At 40.4% G+C, this 19,654-nt stretch carries 17 protein-coding genes and 1 riboswitch; of the genes, 5 read left to right on the top strand and 12 right to left on the bottom strand.

The window, feature by feature from the left end; translation table 11 throughout:
* Positions 1-157 precede the first annotated feature (157 nt).
* The 5 genes from ACFVSW_RS15300 to cax all read right to left on the bottom strand — a co-directional run bounded on the left by ACFVSW_RS15300 (position 158) and on the right by cax (position 5,327).
* Positions 158-1,702 (bottom strand): fumarate hydratase, encoded by a 1,545-nt coding sequence (locus ACFVSW_RS15300; RefSeq protein ID WP_387317529.1) that lies wholly within the window; start codon positions 1,700-1,702, stop codon positions 158-160.
* A 175-nt stretch (positions 1,703-1,877) separates the two neighbouring features.
* Entirely contained in the window at positions 1,878-2,069 is a 192-nt protein-coding gene (locus ACFVSW_RS15295) for an SE1561 family protein (RefSeq protein ID WP_387317528.1), read from the bottom strand.
* Positions 2,070-2,197: 128 nt separating this feature from the next.
* Positions 2,198-2,998 (bottom strand): YfkD famly protein, encoded by an 801-nt coding sequence (locus tag ACFVSW_RS15290; protein ID WP_387317629.1) that lies wholly within the window; start codon positions 2,996-2,998, stop codon positions 2,198-2,200.
* A gap of 90 nt (positions 2,999-3,088) precedes the next feature.
* Complete coding sequence (locus ACFVSW_RS15285; RefSeq protein WP_387317527.1) at positions 3,089-3,706, bottom strand: YczE/YyaS/YitT family protein; 618 nt, start codon at positions 3,704-3,706, stop codon at positions 3,089-3,091.
* Between the two features lie 562 nt (positions 3,707-4,268).
* Complete coding sequence (gene cax, locus ACFVSW_RS15280; protein ID WP_387317526.1) at positions 4,269-5,327, bottom strand: calcium/proton exchanger; 1,059 nt, start codon at positions 5,325-5,327, stop codon at positions 4,269-4,271.
* Positions 5,328-5,519: 192 nt separating this feature from the next.
* Here cax and ACFVSW_RS15275 point away from each other — a divergent pair, with 192 nt between their 5' ends.
* Positions 5,520-6,695: an MFS transporter gene (locus ACFVSW_RS15275; protein WP_387317525.1), complete on the top strand. Its 1,176-nt coding sequence runs from the start codon at positions 5,520-5,522 to the stop codon at positions 6,693-6,695.
* A gap of 432 nt (positions 6,696-7,127) precedes the next feature.
* Positions 7,128-9,044: a heavy metal translocating P-type ATPase gene (locus ACFVSW_RS15270; protein WP_387317524.1), complete on the top strand. Its 1,917-nt coding sequence runs from the start codon at positions 7,128-7,130 to the stop codon at positions 9,042-9,044.
* A gap of 406 nt (positions 9,045-9,450) precedes the next feature.
* On the opposite strand, the gene ACFVSW_RS15265 is transcribed toward ACFVSW_RS15270, so the two are convergent.
* On the bottom strand, positions 9,451-10,287 hold the full coding sequence (locus ACFVSW_RS15265; RefSeq protein ID WP_387317523.1) for a YihY/virulence factor BrkB family protein: 837 nt from the start codon (positions 10,285-10,287) through the stop codon (positions 9,451-9,453).
* A 14-nt stretch (positions 10,288-10,301) separates the two neighbouring features.
* Entirely contained in the window at positions 10,302-10,673 is a 372-nt protein-coding gene (locus ACFVSW_RS15260) for a YtxH domain-containing protein (protein ID WP_387317522.1), read from the bottom strand.
* A gap of 232 nt (positions 10,674-10,905) precedes the next feature.
* Between ACFVSW_RS15260 and ACFVSW_RS15255 the strand changes: the two genes are divergently transcribed.
* Positions 10,906-11,130, top strand: coding sequence for a DUF1128 domain-containing protein (locus ACFVSW_RS15255; protein WP_024029733.1), 225 nt, complete (start codon positions 10,906-10,908; stop codon positions 11,128-11,130).
* A gap of 39 nt (positions 11,131-11,169) precedes the next feature.
* Here ACFVSW_RS15255 and map read toward each other — a convergent pair whose 3' ends face one another.
* Positions 11,170-11,919 carry a type I methionyl aminopeptidase gene (map, locus tag ACFVSW_RS15250; RefSeq protein WP_387317521.1) on the bottom strand — a complete coding sequence of 250 codons (750 nt, stop codon included), beginning with the start codon at positions 11,917-11,919 and terminating at the stop codon, positions 11,170-11,172.
* A gap of 290 nt (positions 11,920-12,209) precedes the next feature.
* Here map and ACFVSW_RS15245 point away from each other — a divergent pair, with 290 nt between their 5' ends.
* Positions 12,210-12,539 (top strand): helix-turn-helix domain-containing protein, encoded by a 330-nt coding sequence (locus ACFVSW_RS15245; RefSeq protein WP_387317520.1) that lies wholly within the window; start codon positions 12,210-12,212, stop codon positions 12,537-12,539.
* A 64-nt stretch (positions 12,540-12,603) separates the two neighbouring features.
* On the opposite strand, the gene ACFVSW_RS15240 is transcribed toward ACFVSW_RS15245, so the two are convergent.
* Together ACFVSW_RS15240 and ACFVSW_RS15235 are read right to left on the bottom strand one after the other, a co-directional pair.
* On the bottom strand, positions 12,604-12,753 hold the full coding sequence (locus ACFVSW_RS15240) for an anti-repressor SinI family protein (protein WP_387317519.1): 150 nt from the start codon (positions 12,751-12,753) through the stop codon (positions 12,604-12,606).
* A 30-nt stretch (positions 12,754-12,783) separates the two neighbouring features.
* Positions 12,784-12,875, bottom strand: a riboswitch (cyclic di-GMP riboswitch).
* A gap of 256 nt (positions 12,876-13,131) precedes the next feature.
* The gene (locus tag ACFVSW_RS15235; RefSeq protein WP_387317518.1) at positions 13,132-14,109 is read right to left on the bottom strand and encodes a carbohydrate kinase family protein; all 978 of its coding nucleotides are present in this window, start codon (positions 14,107-14,109) and stop codon (positions 13,132-13,134) included.
* Positions 14,110-14,809: 700 nt separating this feature from the next.
* Between ACFVSW_RS15235 and ACFVSW_RS15230 the strand changes: the two genes are divergently transcribed.
* The gene (locus ACFVSW_RS15230) at positions 14,810-15,010 is read left to right on the top strand and encodes a hypothetical protein (protein ID WP_024026552.1); all 201 of its coding nucleotides are present in this window, start codon (positions 14,810-14,812) and stop codon (positions 15,008-15,010) included.
* Positions 15,011-15,044: 34 nt separating this feature from the next.
* On the opposite strand, the gene hutH is transcribed toward ACFVSW_RS15230, so the two are convergent.
* Both hutH and ACFVSW_RS15220 read right to left on the bottom strand, forming a co-directional pair.
* Positions 15,045-16,571, bottom strand: a complete 1,527-nt coding sequence (gene hutH / locus ACFVSW_RS15225) for a histidine ammonia-lyase (protein ID WP_387317517.1) — start codon at positions 16,569-16,571, stop codon at positions 15,045-15,047.
* Positions 16,572-16,947: 376 nt separating this feature from the next.
* On the bottom strand, positions 16,948-19,137 hold the full coding sequence (locus tag ACFVSW_RS15220) for a DNA topoisomerase III (protein ID WP_387317516.1): 2,190 nt from the start codon (positions 19,135-19,137) through the stop codon (positions 16,948-16,950).
* Between the last annotated feature and the right edge of the window lie 517 nt (positions 19,138-19,654).

Genomic DNA, 19,654 nt, shown 5'->3' with positions numbered 1-19,654 from the left:
ATATTTCCGGTCACTTATTACCTATTTTTCAATACATACGACATTTACTGGATATTACTGGATTCGTTTCTCTCAAAATTCCAAATACCTATTTTATCCAATGAAAGCACAAAAAAGGATAGGCGCCCAACTTAGCACGCCTATCCTTCTCATCATCCTATTTAAAAACCGCTTCCTTAAACTGCGTTAATTTTTCTAATGAAGATTTATCAACGTCTGCGTGCAGGCTGTTGCCGTGAGAGTCCATTGTCACTACGGCTGTAAAGCCCTCGACGCGAAGGTGCCACATTGCTTCAGGGATACCGAATTGCATCAAATCAACGCCTTCGACCCCTTTAATGCAGTCCGCGTAATATTGAGCCGCTCCACCGATCGCGTTAAGATAAACGCCGCCATGCTCCTCCAATGCTGCCAATGTCTTAGGTCCCATGCCGCCTTTACCGATTACGGCGCGGATACCGAATTTCTTCATGATGTCACCTTGGTAAGGCTCCTCGCGAATACTAGTCGTTGGACCGGCAGCCTTAACGTGCCACTCTCCTGCCTTGTCCTTTAACATTACCGGGCCGCAGTGATAGATTACCTGCCCATTTAAATCGACAGGTGCATCATGATCGCTTAAGTATTTATGAATCGCGTCGCGGCCGGTATACATTAAGCCGTTAATTTGTACGACATCTCCGACTTTCAACGAACGAATTTTCTCTTCCGTGATCGGTGCCTCTAATGTAATCACGTCTTCAGTCCTAGAGGCAGCCGTTTCTTTTTCAGCTTGACTAGCAGCAAAGTCAATGAACTCACCATCTTGGTACATCCATTCATTGATTTCTCCGCTAACAGCATCAACGCTCACCCCTAAACGGCGGAATGCCCAGCAGTTGTAAGCAACAGAAACATAGAAACTGGCCGGAATCCGGTTCATGACTCCGACTTTACAGCCAAGCAATGTTGCTTCGCCGCCAAAGCCCATCGTGCCGATTCCTAATTTATTCGCATTTTCCATCACATACTCTTCCAACCGGCGAAGGTCCTCATTTGGATTCACATCTTCAACGGAACGGAATAACTGTTCTTTTGCTAAATCATAACCTGATGATCGGTCACCGCCGATACCGACACCGATAAATCCTGCGCTGCAGCCTTGTCCTTGTGCTTGGTATACCGAATGCATGACACATTTGCGGATGCCATCAAGGTCGCGGCCGGCACGTCCTAGCCCTTCTAACTCGCATGGCAGGCTGTATTGAATATTTTTGTTCTCACAACCGCCGCCTTTTAAAATCAAGCGGACATCAATGTAGTCTTTTTCCCATTGATCAAATTTAATAACCGGGACCCCTGCACCAAGGTTATCACCGCTGTTTTCTCCGGTTAAGGAATCAACTGAGTTTGGACGCAATTTCCCCTCTTTCGTGGCAAGCACGATTGCATTGCGAATGGCTTCTTTTAATTCTAATTGATTGACACCAACCGGCGTTTTTATTTTAAAAGTCGGTAAGCCTGTATCCTGGCAGATTGGCGACACTTGGTCATCCGCCATTTTGATATTGTTTGTGATTGTATCAAGGCTCATTGCGGCACTTGTGCCGGCATTTTCCTTTTCCTTTGCCTGCAAAACTGCCCGGCGGACATCCCTTGGAAGTTTGGTAGAAGTTTCAACAACAAGCTTGTACATGCTTTCTTGAAATTTCGCGATATTCAATTCGAGTACCCCTTTCCCTTTGTTCCTCTAAGTAATCTATTTTAATTTTACAACATTTTGCACGGTTACATTATACTCCTATAGCCACTAGAATTAAAGGATTTGCTTGAAAACGAATACATGTTAGAATAATGGAATTTTTGAGCAACAAAAAAGAGCCTGTTATTATACAGACTCACTTACTCACTTCACGATTATTAAATTCTTTGCATTTTGATTCCATATCATCAAGCATGGAAATTAAGCGGTCGATATCCTCCAGATCGGTATCTTCAGGATCAATGGCATCGAGCACATCGATGAACATATTTAAGCGTTGTTTTAAAAAGTCTACTTGTGAATTTTTATCTTTTATCGGGATGCCCAACTAATTTCTCTCCTTTCATTTTCTCTTACATCCTACCGAAAGAATGAAACTTTGACAAATTTATTTTTCTATATGAATAAAAGACCCCTGCATGAGGAGTCCTAACATATATGAACTATTCTCAAATCTTACCGCGGCCGCTCTGAGGCGAGAAAGCCAAAGGAAACAAAATCCTGAACTGGAATCCAGGCGCCGATTCCCTGTGAGGTAACATTTTTTATTACGATAAATTTTTTATTGCCTTTAAGCATTAAATAAACTTCACCGTAAGTCACTTTCCCTTTTTCGTTTACACCAGGTGCATAGGCATACAAGTAGCCCAAGCGATTTGCGGGGATGTTATAAATATGGTCATTCTTCGTTCCTGAACCGATAATCGTTTCAAATGATAGCGGAAGCCGGGTCTTTTCCATCGATTTTAGCAGCATCATCTTTTTGACATCTTCCGCATTCGGGATTTTCGCTGTTAGACCGCCTCTGATAATTTTTTGCGATTCCTGAACATACTTAATTTGATAAGGTACTTTACCACCTCGATTATCAAAGTAATTCGTATTAATTTTTTGGAACTCCCAGTTCGGTGATGTCTCAGCGGACTCGTAATTCAATGGCCATTGACCTAAGTAAACAATGGCCCGGTAGCCAAGGGCAAACGGGGTGCTGTTTATACTCGACTCATTCAGCATCCGAATTAAATCCGGATTTTCAATTTTGACCCTCGAAGAATTGATTAACTTTTTGGTTAAATCGCTTGGCTGCAATAATGGTAAGTCCTGTGTCGAATTCGGATAGGTATTCTCCTTCGAAATGTTCCGAACAGAGGGTGGCACTTGATATTTTACTAAGCTTTTTTTCTCTGGCGCTTTTTCAGCGAAAGCGGAGGGAATAAAAGTAAGCATTAAAAGCAGTGGCATGAGGACAGAAACCATTTTTTTCACTATGTTTAACTCCTTTCACTAATAGCAATACTAAGTCTGCTACTAGTTTTTTCGGAGTTGATAAATATTATCCATTCCTCTTCAATATTTCGCTTGAAGCCGCTGCATTAATTTTTCTAAATGAGGAAAGAACAATTGGATTGCCGGTCCTACCGTAAAGGTGATAATAAACGTTCCATAGGAGATAGGTCCCTTTAAGATGAAGGCTGGAACTAAAGCCGTGATTTCACCAATGGTTTTTGCCATCATCAGGTTGACGCCAACACGCTCTCTAATTGCCAACATGAAATTATCAATTGGGCTTTGCGGAAATTTGGCCTGCAAATAAATCGCTGCTCCTAATCCAACAATGAGGATGCCCAGCAATAACATGCCAATCTTTGCTATTAAAAGGTCGACTGTAAATAAATCAAACACAGTAAACAGCCAAAAATCGACTAAAGAACCGATGATGATAATTGTAAGGAGTGAAAGTAAATCCGGTCTCCTTTTGACTAGGAGGGAATTGATGAGGACTAATAAGGCGCCATCAATCATAACCCATTTCCCAACCGATAACCCTATTTTTTCAGTTAGCGCGACATTAAGGGCATCCCATGCCCCTACACCAATATCGGCCACTTTAATGGTCATGCAAACCCCAAACGTCATGATGGTTAGACCGATAATAAAAAATAATAACCGGATAAAAAATTTCATCTGTCTCTCCTCAGAAATTGGTAAAAAGTAATGGAAATGTAATAATCTGAACATTTACAAAATTCTATTTACCATTTATAATATAAGTAACCTTTCATAAAGGAGGGCTGTAATCAATCGGCTAACCATTTATATAAATTCCTTAAGGAGGTTGGGATTCTCGTTTAATATGACATTCAACACTCGTGTTTTCCTTGTTATGAACTAAACATGAAGGTTGGTGATGGATGGTCCTATAGAGAAGCGATTGATTTTTCCCCATAATAAAATGTGCTGTTTCATTATAGCACACCAATTGCAATTAAACTGTACATTGTAAAAATTGAAAAAAGTAAAAAAGAGACTCTAGGCCAGCTTGGCTCAGAGTCTTTATTTTAGAATCAGAATTAATATCATTGAACTTTGAGAATTGTCCAGCTCCAGCGCCCTAGCGGCTACTGTCCTTCGCTCTCCGCCCTACGATAAGTCAACATCGAATCGCGTGTTTCCTTTATCTCAGTTGGAGTGCTCCAGGCCATACGCCGCTGACCAGGGCGCTTGCGCTTTTCTTGGTGCCTGACACTTAAAGTAAGAAAAACCCAATTCCCATTATTACATATGCCGCTAGGAGGGTTAGGCCTTCAAACCAATTGGATTCTCCGTCGTTGGAGATGATGACCATCAGGAGTACGGATGATACCATGGCGATTAGTTCCTGCCAGCTAAATAACAATGGCATCGATTGATCAAAGAAAAGCGATATGAGGACAAGCACGGGTAACACGAACATCGCCACTTGCAGGGTAGAGCCAATCGCGATTTCCACCGCTACATCCATTTTATTCTTGTAGGCCATTAATACTGCGGATGCGTGTTCCGCTGCATTTCCCACGATGGCGACAATAATCACGCCGATAAACAGCTCCGTCCAGCCAAAGGATTCTGCCACAAACTCAAACGTATGAACCAAATGCTCCGATATGTAGGCGACAGCTATTGTTGCAATGAAAAGCACAGCGATCGCCTTCCCTTTCCCCCATTCCGGTACTTCCTTCTCATGTTCCTCCGTTTCCCCGCTAGGCTGATAGACACCGCGGTGGGTAACAAGTTTAAAGAACAGGGCAGCTAGATATAGAACAATAAGAATAACCGAGATCCCGATACTTAATGAAATGGTTTTCGTTTCGTTCATATTCATTGAAAAAACTTCTGGAATGACGAAAGCAATCATCACGGCAAAAATGAGCAGCCCTGAATTATGACGGGCATCAAAGACATTAAATTCCTGGCGCTTATATTTAAGTCCGCCGATAAAAAACGAAAGCCCTGCTACAAGAAGTAAATTTCCTAAAACCGAACCAGTTAATGAGGCAAGAACAATTCCAACAAGTCCTGCTTTAAGCGAAAAGATAGAAATAATCAGTTCCACTGCATTTCCGAAGGTTGCATTTAGCAACCCGCCGATTCGCGGACCGGCCACAATCGCAAGACTTTCGGTTGCCCGACCCATAAAGCTTGATAACGCAATAATTGTTAAACAATAAATAATAAATAGAATTATACTCGGCCAGTGCATTAGTGTCCCAATGACGGAAAGTGGAACTCCAATGAAAGTCAGGAGCATAAAGATTTTGTTCGTCATCGCGTTCCCTCCACAGATTATTTTTGATCCGCTTATTTTTTCTCCTATCTATTTTGTTTCCCTATACCCTGATATTTACCTAGAAAAACTTATGATAAACCAGTCAATTTTTTTCTTGCAAATGCAGAATATTCTCGTTACCATCATTTAGGACCTATATTTTTTGATGGAAAGTAGAATTGAGGAAGTTATATGAATAAACAATATTTTCGTTTCTGGATACTTGTCAGTATTGTCGCCATTTCTGGCTTTTCCCAGGGGATGCTCCTCCCGCTTATCGCGGTAATATTTGAAAAAGGCGGTGTTTCCCCTTCCTTAAACGGGTTAAACGCCATCGCTCTCTATATCGGCATTCTCCTTGTTTCCCCATTTATGGAAATGCCGCTAAGAAAATATGGGTATAAGCCGATCATCATGTTCGGCGGTGCACTTGTATTCGTCTCACTTGCCTTATTTCCATTATGGAAAACATTCTGGTTTTGGTTTGCCTTACGATTGCTAATCGGCATCGGGGACCATTCATTGCATTTCGCCACCCAGACGTGGATCACATCCTTTTCACCCGCTGAGAAGAGGGGCAGGAATATCTCCTTATATGGCTTGTTTTTTGGAATTGGTTTTGCGACGGGACCGTTAATGACGCCATTGGTTAATGTGAATGAAGCCCTGCCCTTCATCATCTCTTCAATCGTTTGCTTAGCAGGTTGGCTTTTTGTCTTTTTCTTAAAAAATGAATTTCCGGAACAAGTGGTAAAGATTAATTCATTCTTGGCAACGATAAAACAGTTTAGAAGAGCTTTGAAATATGGCTGGGTCGCCTTCCTGCCTCCATTTTCCTACGGTTTTTTAGAATCATCGTTAAATGGTAGTTTCCCCATTTATGCCTTAAGAATGAATATTGATGTTTCCAGTGTCTCGCTCGTTTTGTCCGCTTTTGCGATTGGCAGTATTATTACCCAGCTGCCGTTAGGGATATTAAGTGATCAATACGGGCGGCGAAATATCTTGATGACCGTCCTTTTCCTTGGATTTTTCAGCTTTTCTGCAGCTAGTTTACTTGAACATTCTTTTATCGGCCTGTTTATCGCATTCCTGATCTCCGGGATGGTCGTCGGCTCTACCTTCTCGCTTGGCATCAGTTATATGACCGATTTAGTACCGAAGGACCTATTACCAACTGGAAATTTATTATGCGGCATCTTTTTTAGCCTCGGGTCCTTAAGCGGGCCGATCATCGGCGGCCTATTTATTAAATTCTTGCAAAGTGTCAGCTTCTTCTACATTATTAGTACGATGCTCTTAGCCTTATCATTCATTATCTTTACCTTTGGAAAGAAGAACCAGGTGGTACTCGAACAACAAAACTAATATGGGAGCAAATTCATATCTGACGCATAATATGTATGGTAAAATAAAGAAAACTCGTCGATTGGCGAGCCGTTAGGCGAAGACAGAGACGTAGTTGCACTTATGCCTGCTTGGAAAGTTATACTTTCCAATCGGCTAAATGAAAATATTAAAGTTTAGAGGATTCTGCTGTCATCACTAGGGTGACAGCTTTCGTGTTTTTTAGGGGTAGTGAGGTTGATTATTCTTCTCAATTCCAAATTAGTCTTTTTCAATTCCCCTATATATTAAATGATAATAATTATTAATTACTAATAACAAAAATAAACAAAAAACCATATATTATTTGAAGTAATACTGATTCTTATTATCAATTAGAATTTAACTTTATCAATTAGAATTGACAGACACTTTTTCTCGCAGTACAATCAAATTATTAGGGGGGAGATCCAGATGAGTTCAGATGCAAAAGTACTCACAAAAAAGGAACAGAATAGTAGCCTTTTAGAAAAAATCAAACCACATTTGGAACTAATTGCTGCATCGCTAAGCGGTGTTTTCATTGCCCTTGGCTGGATTTTCGATAAATATGGATTTGGAACGGACTCCATTATTGTTTACTTGCTGGCATTTGTCATCGGCGGGTTTGCAAAAGCAAAGGAAGGCATTGAAGCCACATATGAAAATAAAGAATTAAATGTAGAAATGCTGATGATTTTTGCCGCCGTTGGTTCGGCGATTATTGGTTACTGGACAGAAGGGGCCATTTTAATCTTTATCTTTGCCGTCAGCGGCGCCTTAGAAACCTACACCATGAATAAAAGCCATAAGGAAATTTCCTCTTTAATGGAGCTTCAGCCGGAAGAAGCTTTGCTAATCAGCAATGGCTATGAAAAGCGAGTTCCAGTCTCGGAGCTTCGCGTTGGCGACCATATTCTGATTAAACCAGGTGAACGGGTGCCATCTGATGGAATGATTATTAAAGGACAGACAAATATTGATGAAGCAGCGATTACCGGTGAGTCGATGCCCGTCTCTAAAGGGGAGCAGGCAGATGTGTTTGCCGGAACCGTAAATATGACAGGTTCCATTACCGTACAAGTGACAAAGGAGAGCAGTGACACCCTTTTTCGAAAAATTATTCAGCTTGTACAATCCGCTCAAAGTGAAAAGTCACCGTCGCAGCTGTTTATTGAACGCTTTGAAGGAACCTATGTCAAGGTTGTTCTGCTCGTCGTGGTTGCTATGTTTTTCCTGCCTCACTTTTTACTAGGATGGAGCTGGCATGAATCGTTTTACCGCGCGATGATTTTATTAGTGGTCGCCTCCCCTTGTGCTTTGGTGGCTTCGATCATGCCGGCGTCGTTATCGGCGATTTCGAATGGGGCCAGACATGGGATATTAGTAAAAGGCGGTGTCCATCTTGAAAATTTAGGTCATCTTGAAGCAATAGCATTAGATAAAACCGGCACCCTTACAAAGGGGAAACCGGAAGTAACCGAGGTGCTTGTGAAAGAAGGACTTAAAAAGGAACAGCTCCTTTGGCAGGCGGCATCGATAGAGAGCCATTCGAACCATCCGCTGGCGATAGCAATTGTGAAGTATGCCAAGCGGAACGTAACTAAAGAACTTTTTCATCCTGACAGCCTCGAAGATATACCCGGCTGGGGGGTTAAGGCAGAAATTAATGGAGAACAATGGAAAATTGGCAAGGCCGCTTTCGTCGGGAAGGAAGATGTCGACCAGTTTGCTGATGGAAAAGCGAAAGAACTTGCAAGTCGTGGTAATACCCTTGTCTTCATTGAAATCAATGGGGAACTTTGTGCGATGATTGCCTTAAAGGATGTCGTTCGCGAGGAAACGAAGTTGGCAATTAATCATTTAAAGAAACAGGGTATCCATACCGTTATGCTTACGGGTGATAGTGAAAAAACCGCTCGTGCAATAGCCGCTGAGAGCCATGTTGATGAATTTTTTGCTGAATGCCTGCCGGAATCAAAGGTAGAACACCTTAAACAGCTTAAAGCCAAATATAAAACTGTTGCCATGGTAGGGGACGGGATCAATGATGCTCCTGCACTGGCGATAGCCAATGTCGGGATTGCGATGGGGGGAGGAACAGATGTTGCACTGGAAACAGCCGATATCGTGCTGATGAAAAATGACCTGCCGCGCATCGCCGATGCCATCAACCTGTCACAACGAATGAATAAAATTATCAAACAGAATGTCATTTTCTCGATTTCGGTTATCATGCTCTTGATTTCATCAAATTTCTTTCAGATGCTTGATTTGCCATTTGGAGTCATCGGCCATGAAGGCAGCACCATCCTCGTCATACTGAATAGTTTACGCTTGTTAAAGTCGTGAAAAAAAGGACCACATCGGTCCTTTTTTTCATCTTATCACAATTTATATCATTGGACTTTGAGAATTGTCCAGCTCCAGCGCCCTAGCGGCTAGTGTCCTTCCGCTCTCCGCCCTACGATAAGTCAACATCGGATCGCTTGCGCTCTCCGTGTTTCCTTTATCTCAGTTGGAGTGCTCCAGGCCATACGCCGCTGACCAGGGCGCTTGCGCTTTTCTTTTTAGTGATATCCATTCGAGCCATTTGCTGACCCTGAAGTTTTTTGTTTTGGGTTACTCTTATTTCCTTTTTGCTTTGTACCGCCATCTTTTTTCGTATGTTTTGTCAACAGTAAAACCTCCCTTTATGTTAGGGCGAAGGCCCATAATGATAGTTTGGACAGATAAGATTATTTCATAAAGGAAAGTATTAGCAGTTCGAACGATTTTTTTCACTATAATAGGCATTGATTTCTCCGCCAATAATAATAATAAATGCCGATATATATAACCAAATCATTAACACAATGATTGCCCCGATACTTCCATAAGTAAGTGAATAGTTGCTAAAGTTCCCGACATAGAAGGATAATCCTATCGAGGAGATAATCCAGCCTAATGTCGCGAAAATGGCGCCGGGAAAACTACTGCGGCACCGCAATTTCACATTGGGTGCAATCCAGTACAATCCGGTAAACATCAGGAACAAAATCACGGCACTGACCAGCCAGCTTAACGCATTCCACAGCTTAATAAATTCGCTGGTGTAGCCAAATTTTGAAAACAAGAACAGACCAATTTCCTTGCCGAAAACCGGTAAAACAATTGCAAGGATAAAGACAAAGATCATCCCAAATGTTAATAGTATTGCCACTCCTCTTGAAACAATAAATGAACGGCTTTCCTTCACATTGTAGGCCTTATTAAGCGCCCTTACGATAGCATTTATTCCGTTAGAGGCGGACCAAATCGTACCGATAATCCCGAATGAAAGCAAACCGCCATTCCGATGGTTCATAATCTCTTTCACATTTTTTTCAATTAGATCCATCGCTTCAACTGGGGCAAAATCCCTTATTATTCCGAGCATGTCCGGTTGTTGAATCGGTAAATACGGCAGCAATGTGAATAATACAATCAGGAGTGGAAACAAGGAAAGAAGAAAAAAATAGGCTAATTGCGCACTTAATCCCGGAATGTCATCTTCTTCAATCCGGTGCCAAAGCAATCTTAATAAAGAGGAGCGTACATTCCCTGTCTTTTCCATGTCCAGCCCTCCTTTTAATTATTTTTTTCCTCTTCACCCAGTACGTCTTCTAAGAGTTGTGATTCCTCACTCTTTGAAAAGGCATCTTTTGTTTCTTTTATGATATCAGTCACTTGCGGTGTCAGCTCGCGTATTTCATCAACCTTATTTGTTATGTAGGAAATATCTTCCTTTACCTGCTGTGCGGTTGTTTTGATTTTGGCCGCAGTTTCCTTTACCTTATCGGTTATTTCTCTAGGATTACATAGAACATCGGAAACCTTGCTGGATGTTTTTTGAACGTTTTCCTTCATTGCCTGCCTGGTTTGTTTATCTAAAAGGCTGATTGCTCCGCCTGCGATCGCACCGATTAGCATTCCCTTCCAGAATTGATTTTTCTTCGTCATCTTAAACTCTCCTTCCACACTCATAATTATCATTAATCTTTCTCCAATGAAAATGATACCAAAATAAGCTCATCTTTATTTTGCTTTATATCAATTCCCTTTTGCAAGCCCGTCCAAACTTTTAATTACGTTCTGCCGGAAATATAAAGCCCCTTATTCATAGTATGTTTGTATTGACAGATGCTTTTTAACATGAAAAGATGAGAATATTAATTCGGAAAGGGTGGCCGAAATGAATTTATCTCAAAAATCTGTTGAAAATGTCGAATATATGATTGAACAAATAAAGGAAAAGTTAAAGGTCCTCAACCTCGGGGCAATCAAACCGTCTCACTTTGATGAAGAAATGTACGAGGAATTAAAGGAAATTTATGAGATGGTCCTAAGGAAAAATTCTTTTAGCCCTAATGAAATGCAGGCATTGGTGGAAGAGCTAGGTAGTTTAAGGAAAAAATAAGTAAAAACCCGTTATTATTTTGAATAACGGGTTTTTTGCCTATTTTTGATCCGTTAGGATAATTGGACCGTCTTTCGTAATCGCGAGCGTATGCTCATATTGTGCTGAATATTTACCATCAAGCGTACGTGCTGTCCAGCCGTTATCATCCATTTTTGTTTGGTACCAGCCGACATTGACCATCGGTTCAATTGTAAAAACCATTCCTTCTTTAATTCTTGCCCCTTTACCAGGTAGCCCATAATGCGGAACATCCGGTTTCTCGTGAATCACCGCGCCAATCCCATGACCGATAAAGTCTCTTACAACTGTTAGTCCTTCACTTTCAACGTATTTTTGAATCGCGTGGCCAATATCACCTATGCGATTACCCACTACCGCCTGTTCAATTCCCTTGTAAAGAGCTTCCTTTGTCACTTTTAATAAATGATCTGTTTCCTTGGAGACCTGGCCAACGGCATAGGACCAAGCAGAATCAGCTAAAGCACCATTGTATTTGACAACCATATCAATCGTGACAATGTCGCCCTCTTTTAAAGGCTCCTTCCTAGGAAAGCCATGACAAATTTCATCATTAATACTCGCGCACGTTGCATATTCATAGCCTCGATAGCCTTTCTGTTCTGGAGTTGCTCCCTTCTGTCTTAGAAATTCATCAACAAATTCTTCAATCTCCCACGTTGTAACACCTGGCTTAATTAATTTTGCAATTTCTTTATGACAGGCTGCCAGTATTTCTCCTGCCTTCTGCATGGCTTCAATTTCTCGTTGTGATTTAAGGACAATCATATTATTCCCTGCCTTTTTGATTTAATATTATGTATAATGAACCATATTGTTCTTCTTAGAACATTTTCCACGTTAAAATTATACTTTAGACTATGGCAACACTTTTAATAGTAACGCTAACCTAGCATTTTTTCAAAATTTCTATCTTGCTTTAAAAGCTTTGAACAATATTTTTCAATGTTCATTATTTGGTAATATTACGCCGTTCTTTATATGGTACTTTCTTATTCTTTTTGGTAGAATTAATATATCAACAATAACAACAATAATAATTAGGTGTGTGAGAATCAATGATTGGTGACCGCGTAAAAAAATTCCGCTCAGAAAAGAAAATGTCACTATCCGAACTTGCTGAACAGGCGGGCGTTGCAAAATCTTATTTAAGTTCTCTTGAAAGAAACCTGCAAAAGAATCCATCTATTCAATTTCTTGAAAAAATTGCTGCAGTATTAAATATTCCCATTGAACATTTAATCCATGAACAAATTGATAAGAATCAATTAGACAGCGATTGGATGAACCTAGTCAAAGAGGCAATGAATTCTGGTGTTTCAAAAGAACAATTTCGTGATTACCTTGAATTTAATAAATGGCGGAACAAACAAAATAATGACGAATAGTATACAAGAAAAAAAGCATTCTACAAATATTTTTGCAGGATGCTTTTCTTTTTTATGTAATTACTCAGTTGTTATTCGTGATTAGCTCTAATCTACCATGTTGATTAAAGAAGTCACGAACCTCTTCGATGGTTAGTCCAAGCTCCTTCGCTTCTAATATGAGGGTCATCCATTCCTGATCGATAACATCAACCTCTTTTTCTGTAATAACCAATATCCTCACCCCTAAAATACAATTCGTATTTCAGGCATCCCGGCCATCATAGCAAGCGTTCCGCCTGCCTTAGACCCTAGGCTTTGCGTCCCTGCCTTTCAACAGGTTTGCCTTTTTCTGATTCTATTCTCCCCAGTGCATCACCGATTACCTAACTCAATAACAAATAACTAGGCCTTTTTTCATAAATACAATTGATGTCCTCATTATATCTAGTTCTTTTTTAACAAGGTGTTATATTTTGTCATTTTCTTTGAATTTTCACACTTCTTTTTAATACAAATTGTGGCAAGTTTCTACAAAAATACTCTTTTCTTTTATAATTTCTGTAGAAAAAAGGGAGGTGAATTCTAGTCAGAATTCCCTCCTCTTTTCTTATCAACGATGGCTAAGCCCTTTGCTGAAGTATTTCTGAAATGTTTCAAGTAATTTTTGCTGGTCCAAATCGGGGTGGACGGTTTCGCTTGTTTGGACTGTAATCATTGAACAAGAAACCCCAATTTTGCAGGAGTCTTCTGTGTTAAGTCCTTTTAAATAGCCAAATAGGATTCCGGAAATAAGAGCATCCCCTGCTCCTGTTACATCCACAATCGGAACACTTGGAGGTACGATTGCTCCTGCTTCCCCATTGTTTGTAAAATAAATTAAGCCTTTTTCTTGCCTAGTAATAACTACTTTCTCGACCCCGCTTTTTAAAATTATTTCTGCTGCTCGATAGAAATCTCCCTCGGAGGTAATTTCTAATTTTGAAAGGGCTTCGGCTTCTTTTTGATTGGCGATCAGCCAAGTTACACCGTCTAAGGAGACTGGCAATTTAGCCGTTTTAGCTGCTGACACTGTAGCAATACATAGAGGAATTCCTTCGTCTTTACTGCAATTTATCACTTCATTGATTACTTCAGCGGGAAAATTCGTATCTAATAGAATCAATTTTGCATTTTGAATATGGGTCCAATTTTTTTCAAAAAAGGAGCCTTCAACCTCATCGTATATAGCCATGTCGGCAAAAGCGACAGCCATTTCACCCTCTTCATCAAGCACTGCTGTATAGGTTCCCGTGGATTTCCCATCGATTATTTCTGTTAAATTTATATCTGCGAAATGATTAGTGTTTTGCAGCAGCCATTCCCCTTCAGTATCGGATCCAATATAGGCTAATAACGAAGCATTAAGCCCTAGGCGCCCAGAGTTTTCCGCGACATTACGTGCCACGCCGCCTCTGGATTTCGTGCTAATCGCAGGATTCGAAGTACCAAGCTCTAATTGTTTCAGTGCCTGAATTTTCAAATCCACGTTGGCACCACCAATACAAAGAAGTTTTTTTTCTTCTGAAATTATTGCATTTTGTTTCATCATTGTTAGTCCTCACTCCTCTATAACCTTATTGAGTTATGTCAGAAACGCAATAATATTCCCTACTTAATAACTATTAGATATTAATCCTAGAAATCCTCTTGGTTATTAATGGAAACTATGGGGATTAAAGCCGATAAAACCGCTAGGTATGCAATACTAATGCTTATTTTCATTGTTTACGACAAAAAATTTGTCTAAATTGCGTCATTTAGAATATAATATAAACAACTTATAAATATACTTAATATTCAGAATAATGGTGGTGGAGCATGCTATGACACTTATCCATGTGTTAAATTTTTCAATCCCGATTGCGTTTATTGTATTTGCTGGTTTTCTACTTGATCGGATGTGCAAACCTGATAAACCAATTAAAAAAGCTGGTGAGGAGTAAATCTATTAATTAGATCGTCTCTTTCAAACAGCTTTTTCTTTTGTGAGGACTAAGAAAAGCGCAAGCGCCCTGGTCAGCGGCGTATGGCCTGGAGCGCTCCAACTGAGATAAAGGAAACACGAAGAGCCGGAGGCGATTCGATGTTGACTTATCGTAGGGCGGAGAGCGAAGGACATTAGCCGCTAGGGCGCTGGAGCTGGACAATTCTCGAAGTCCAATGATATAACTTCTGATAATAGAACAAATAGTAATTATTTCACTACACATAGGGAATGTTATAAGAGTAGATGAAAGGAGTGCTTTAGTATGTCACGTGGAGAACATTTTGAACACAAAAAGAAAAACCATCCTGGTAATTTCCCTAAGGACAGTCTAACTGAAAAACATGTAAAGGAAGCAATTGGGGATGAAGAATTCCTTGTAACCCGCGAAGCCTTTAAAAATAGAGTCGAAGAAGAGGATATGCGCGGAGATACTGCACGTTTGCTGCCGGAACAAATGGAGTAAAAGGCGTGAACTTCTCACGCCTTTTATTTGGAATTTAGTATGTTGTATTTTCTGTATTTAAACTTCTAATGAATTGCGAAAACTCAACCGTTTTCAACCACTCTGCCGCTTTTTCAATATCTTTCGAGAAGATGCGGTCCTGCTTAATTGAAAGCACCTGCTTGCGTCCTTTTTCATAGAACAGCTTCGTATGGCTGGCCATTTTATCGACCCCGCGGATTTCCACTGCCTGCATCGCACAAATCAACTCAATCGCCAGCACTCTTCTGGCATTCTGGATAATTTGATACGCATGTCTTGAGGCAATCGTTCCCATGCTGACATGATCCTCTTGATTGGCCGAGGACGGAATCGAGTCAACGCTTGCTGGATGTGCCAGTGTTTTATTTTCCGATACAAGAGCAGCCGCGGCATATTGCATAATCATTGCCCCGGATTGCAAGCCTGGTTCAGGACTTAAAAACGGGGGCAGATCATTTAATTGAGGATTCACCAATCGCTCAATCCGTCTTTCTGAAATATTCGCCAGCTCTGCAACCCCAATTTTCATAAAGTCCATCGCGAAGGCAATCGGCTGACCATGGAAATTCCCACCGGAAATGACTTTTTCACCATCGTCAAAAATTAATGGATTGTCAGTGGCAGCATTTATTTCAATTTCTAGTTTTTCTTTTACATAATCAAGAACCTGCCAAGAAGCGCCATGAACTTGCGGGATACAGCGAAGTGAATAGGCATCCTGAACCCTAAGCTCCCCTTGCTGTGTCGTTAACAAACTGTCGCTTAAATACTGACGGATTCTTGCCGCAGTATCAATCTGTTGTTTATAGCCCCTTGCTATATGCACTTCTTCTGCAAAAGCGTCAATAATCCCGTTTAACCCTTCAATCGTCATCGACGCGATGAGTTCACTTTCATGTGCCAATTGCTCCGCTTCAAGGTAGCCGACAACCCCCATTGCCGTCATCGCCTGGGTACCATTAATGAGTGCCAGGCCTTCCTTTGCCTCCAATGTGACAGGTAAAATCCCCTCTTGCTCTAGTGCGTCAAGTGCCTCCATCCGCTGTCCTTTGTAAAATACTTCACCTTCGCCGATTAAAACTAAAGCTAAGTGTGATAGCGGCGCCAAATCCCCGCTCGCCCCGAGTGACCCTTGCTGCGGAATAACAGGAATGATGTTATGGTTTACTAGATCTAATAGTTTTTCAATAACAAGCGGTCTTATCCCGGAATAGCCTTTTAACAAGGCGTTGGCACGAAGGAGAACCATTGCTTTTGCCACAGCCTCAGGAAACGGGTCGCCAACTCCACAGGCATGGGAACGAATTAAGTTAAGCTGGAGGTCCTGCACATGATCTTTATCGATGAGAACATCACTAAATTTTCCAAAGCCCGTGGTAATTCCGTAAACTACTTTTGCTTCTGAAACTATTCTTTCAACTGCTTCGCGACTCTTTGAAACAGCTTCCATGCTTTTTTCGGATGCGCTGACCTGTTGGCTGTGATATAAAACAGCTTTTATTTGCTCTAATGTTAAACTTCCACCTGTAAGTGTAATCATTTCTATCCCGCTCCTCTACCACTTTATCACAACAAAGAAAGAGGCTGGAGTCCATATCAGATTAGATTTGGAGTCCAGCCTCTTTTATAAAAATTACCGCATATTGATCTGTTTTTTGGAAATGCCTCATCGGTTATCATTCCATTCGATTAACTTTCATTCTAATAATTATTCTATGGGATGAAAACCTTATCTGTCAATTAAATTTTCTGAATTTTAACACGATAATACTTTAGCAGGATAGCATGTAAAAGGGAAATGGAGTCTTTGCTTTTTGAATTACAAAAGGCTTTATATACAAGACTCCAACTAAACTTATATATAAAGCCTACTTTTTCACAATAATTTTTAAGAACTTTTTAGTTTCCAAATATCCCTACTTTAGATTCAACTTCTTTAAAGCATCTGCTAAAGCTGTGTTTATTGGTTCTTCTTCCTTGTTTTGGTTTTTCAGATACTTTTGCACCGTTCGTTTATCCACTTTACCAGCAGATTCTTTTTTACGGCGCGCTTCGAAAGTAGATAGTTTCTCTCTATACCCGCATTTACAAACAAAAATTTGTCCTTCCCCTTCGCCGCGAAGCTCCAATTTTTTATGGCATTGCGGGCATCGCGCATTTGTGACTCGAGAAACATTTTTGCGATGTCCACATTCACGGTCTTGGCACACAAGCATTTTACCCTTTTTTCCGTTTACTTCAAGCATAGGTTTTCCACAGTCTGGACAATTCTTTGTAGAGATGTTGTCGTGCTTATACTTTTTATTGCTTGCTTTAATTTCAGCAACAATTTCTTTCGTGTAGTTTTTCATTTCGCTAATAAACACTTCTTTTTTCAACTTACCATGTGCAATTTGATCAAGCTTTTGTTCCCACTCGGCTGTCAATGTCGGTGATTTAAGCTCCTCAGGAACTAAGTCCAGCAATTGACGACCCTTTGAAGTAATATGAATGTCTTTGCCTCGTTTTTCGATTAGGAATGAATTGAATAGCTTATCAATAATATCCGCGCGTGTAGCAACAGTACCAAGCCCACCCGTGGATTTTAAGGTGTCTGCCAATTGTTTATTTTTCGTATCCATATACTTCGTTGGATTTTCCATTGCCGACAGTAATGTCGCCTCATTAAAGCGGGCAGGCGGCTTCGTTTGACCTGAAGTTTGAGCGATTAGTTTTACATTTAAGGTATCGCCTTTTTCAATCCGAGGTAAAATCTGTTCTTTCAGATCATCACCTTCATCGTCTTCGTCAAGTCGATTATTGTAAACTTCTTTCCAACCAAGCGATAAAATAGTTTTGCCTCTAGCAACGAAGTTTTCCTCACCGATTCTCGCTCGAAGCGTTAATTGTTCGTACTCAAATGCGGGGAATAATACCGCTAAGAAGCGTTTTACAACCAAGTCATAAATTTTCCGTTCTTTATCTGTAAACGCTGAAACGTTCACGTAGCCTTCAGTCGGAATAATCGCATGGTGATCGGATACCTTGCTGTCATCAACAAAAGCTTTAGATGCCTTAATTGGCTTTTTTAAGATTTTGCTTGTTAATAAGCGGTATTCACCAATTCCACATGCCTTCAGACGCTCTGGTATAGTTGGAACAATATCGGATGAGATAAACCGTGAGTCTGTCCGGGGATACGTTAAAACTTTATGCTGCTCGTACAACTTTTGCATAATATTTAATGTTTCCTTAGCGGAGTACCCAAAGATTTTATTCGCATCGCGTTGTAGTTCTGTTAAGTCATATAGACCTGGAGAAAAATTCTTCTTCGGCTTTTTTTCAATTTCCGTTACCTTGGCATTTTGCTTGCCAAGTTTTTTTACAACTGCATCAAGTTTCTCTTTGTCAAAGCTGCGGCTGTTGCCTTTTGCATCTTGCCAAGTCAGCTTTAATTGGTCTGCTGTTTGGGCTTCGATGCCGTAATAAGTTTGTGCTTTGAAGTTTCTAATTTCGTCCTCACGGGCTGCAATGATTGCAACAGTAGGTGTTTGTACACGACCACAGTTTAATTGTGCATTGAACCTGGTAGTTAATGCACGTGTTGCATTAAGACCGATATACCAGTCAGCTTCCGAACGGGCGACAGCTGATGCATATAAATTGTCATAGGCTTTTCCCGGCTTCAAGTTTGCAAAGCCTTCTTTAATAGCTTTATCTGTAACAGATGAGATCCATAGACGTTTAATCGGTTTATTGACTTTTACTTTATCAATAATCCAACGTGCAACTAATTCTCCTTCTCTCCCTGCATCTGTAGCCACGATTATTTCATTGACATCATTTCTAGTCAGTTGACTTTTAACAGTATTAAACTGTTTTCCAGTCTGCTTAATGACGGTCAATTTCAAACGCTCAGGCAGCATAGGGAGATCTTCTAAATTCCATGTTTTATATTTCGCATCGTAACTTTCTGGGTCAGCAAGCGTGACTAGGTGGCCAAGTGCCCACGTAACGATATATTTATCGCCTTCAAGATAGCCATTTCCTTTTTTATTACAATTCAATACTCGTGCTATATCTCGAGCGACAGAAGGTTTTTCGGCTATAACTACACTTTTTTTCACTGTATTTAAACATCCTTTCAGTAAACCATTGAACTATAATATAGCATGAATATCCCCATAGCTAAAGCAAGTGTTTTCGAAAGAATAGGCTAAAAAGTCCCATTGTCTTTACGTGGGCTACCACAGGTCCCGCTAATACATCTGGCCGTAGCCTTCAGCTTTGCTTTTTTCTTCTGTTTTGCTTTTTATCACGAACTTATGTTCTTGTTATATCAAATAGGTTGAAAGAATACAAAGTATTTTCCCATATCAAAATGAGTTTCTCTTGGATTTTTGAGATAAAACTCACTCACTTTTAAATAAGATGTCTTGTCCTTAATCGAGTAACCAGCAAAAGTAAAATAAGCGGAGATTTTCCGGTTTAATGCTGAATGGAGCTCGTTTCGGGGTAAATAAGGGGAGATTTTCCGATTATGTCAAGCAAAATCCCCCCTTTTTGAATTTTTCAAGTCAATAGGCGGAATCTCTCCGTCTATTTAAGCTCTTTTTTATAATAATTACTCATTAAGCGGAATTT

Source organism: Neobacillus sp. NPDC058068 (genome assembly GCF_042885335.1).
Taxonomy (GTDB): Bacteria; Bacillota; Bacilli; order Bacillales; family Cytobacillaceae; genus Neobacillus.
This window is presented reverse-complemented; position numbering and strand designations above follow the sequence as displayed.

Coding starts and splice junctions, on each gene's coding strand:
- ACFVSW_RS15290 (WP_387317629.1), bottom strand. CDS start 2,998: ATGGTTTCTGTCCTCATGCCACTGCTTTTAATGCTTACTTTTATTCCC.
- ACFVSW_RS15285 (WP_387317527.1), bottom strand. CDS start 3,706: ATGAAATTTTTTATCCGGTTATTATTTTTTATTATCGGTCTAACCATC.
- cax (WP_387317526.1), bottom strand. CDS start 5,327: ATGACGAACAAAATCTTTATGCTCCTGACTTTCATTGGAGTTCCACTT.
- ACFVSW_RS15275 (WP_387317525.1), top strand. CDS start 5,520: ATGAATAAACAATATTTTCGTTTCTGGATACTTGTCAGTATTGTCGCC.
- ACFVSW_RS15270 (WP_387317524.1), top strand. CDS start 7,128: ATGAGTTCAGATGCAAAAGTACTCACAAAAAAGGAACAGAATAGTAGC.
- ACFVSW_RS15265 (WP_387317523.1), bottom strand. CDS start 10,287: ATGGAAAAGACAGGGAATGTACGCTCCTCTTTATTAAGATTGCTTTGG.
- ACFVSW_RS15260 (WP_387317522.1), bottom strand. CDS start 10,673: ATGACGAAGAAAAATCAATTCTGGAAGGGAATGCTAATCGGTGCGATC.
- ACFVSW_RS15255 (WP_024029733.1), top strand. CDS start 10,906: ATGAATTTATCTCAAAAATCTGTTGAAAATGTCGAATATATGATTGAA.
- map (WP_387317521.1), bottom strand. CDS start 11,919: ATGATTGTCCTTAAATCACAACGAGAAATTGAAGCCATGCAGAAGGCA.
- ACFVSW_RS15245 (WP_387317520.1), top strand. CDS start 12,210: ATGATTGGTGACCGCGTAAAAAAATTCCGCTCAGAAAAGAAAATGTCA.
- ACFVSW_RS15235 (WP_387317518.1), bottom strand. CDS start 14,109: ATGATGAAACAAAATGCAATAATTTCAGAAGAAAAAAAACTTCTTTGT.
- ACFVSW_RS15230 (WP_024026552.1), top strand. CDS start 14,810: ATGTCACGTGGAGAACATTTTGAACACAAAAAGAAAAACCATCCTGGT.
- hutH (WP_387317517.1), bottom strand. CDS start 16,571: ATGATTACACTTACAGGTGGAAGTTTAACATTAGAGCAAATAAAAGCT.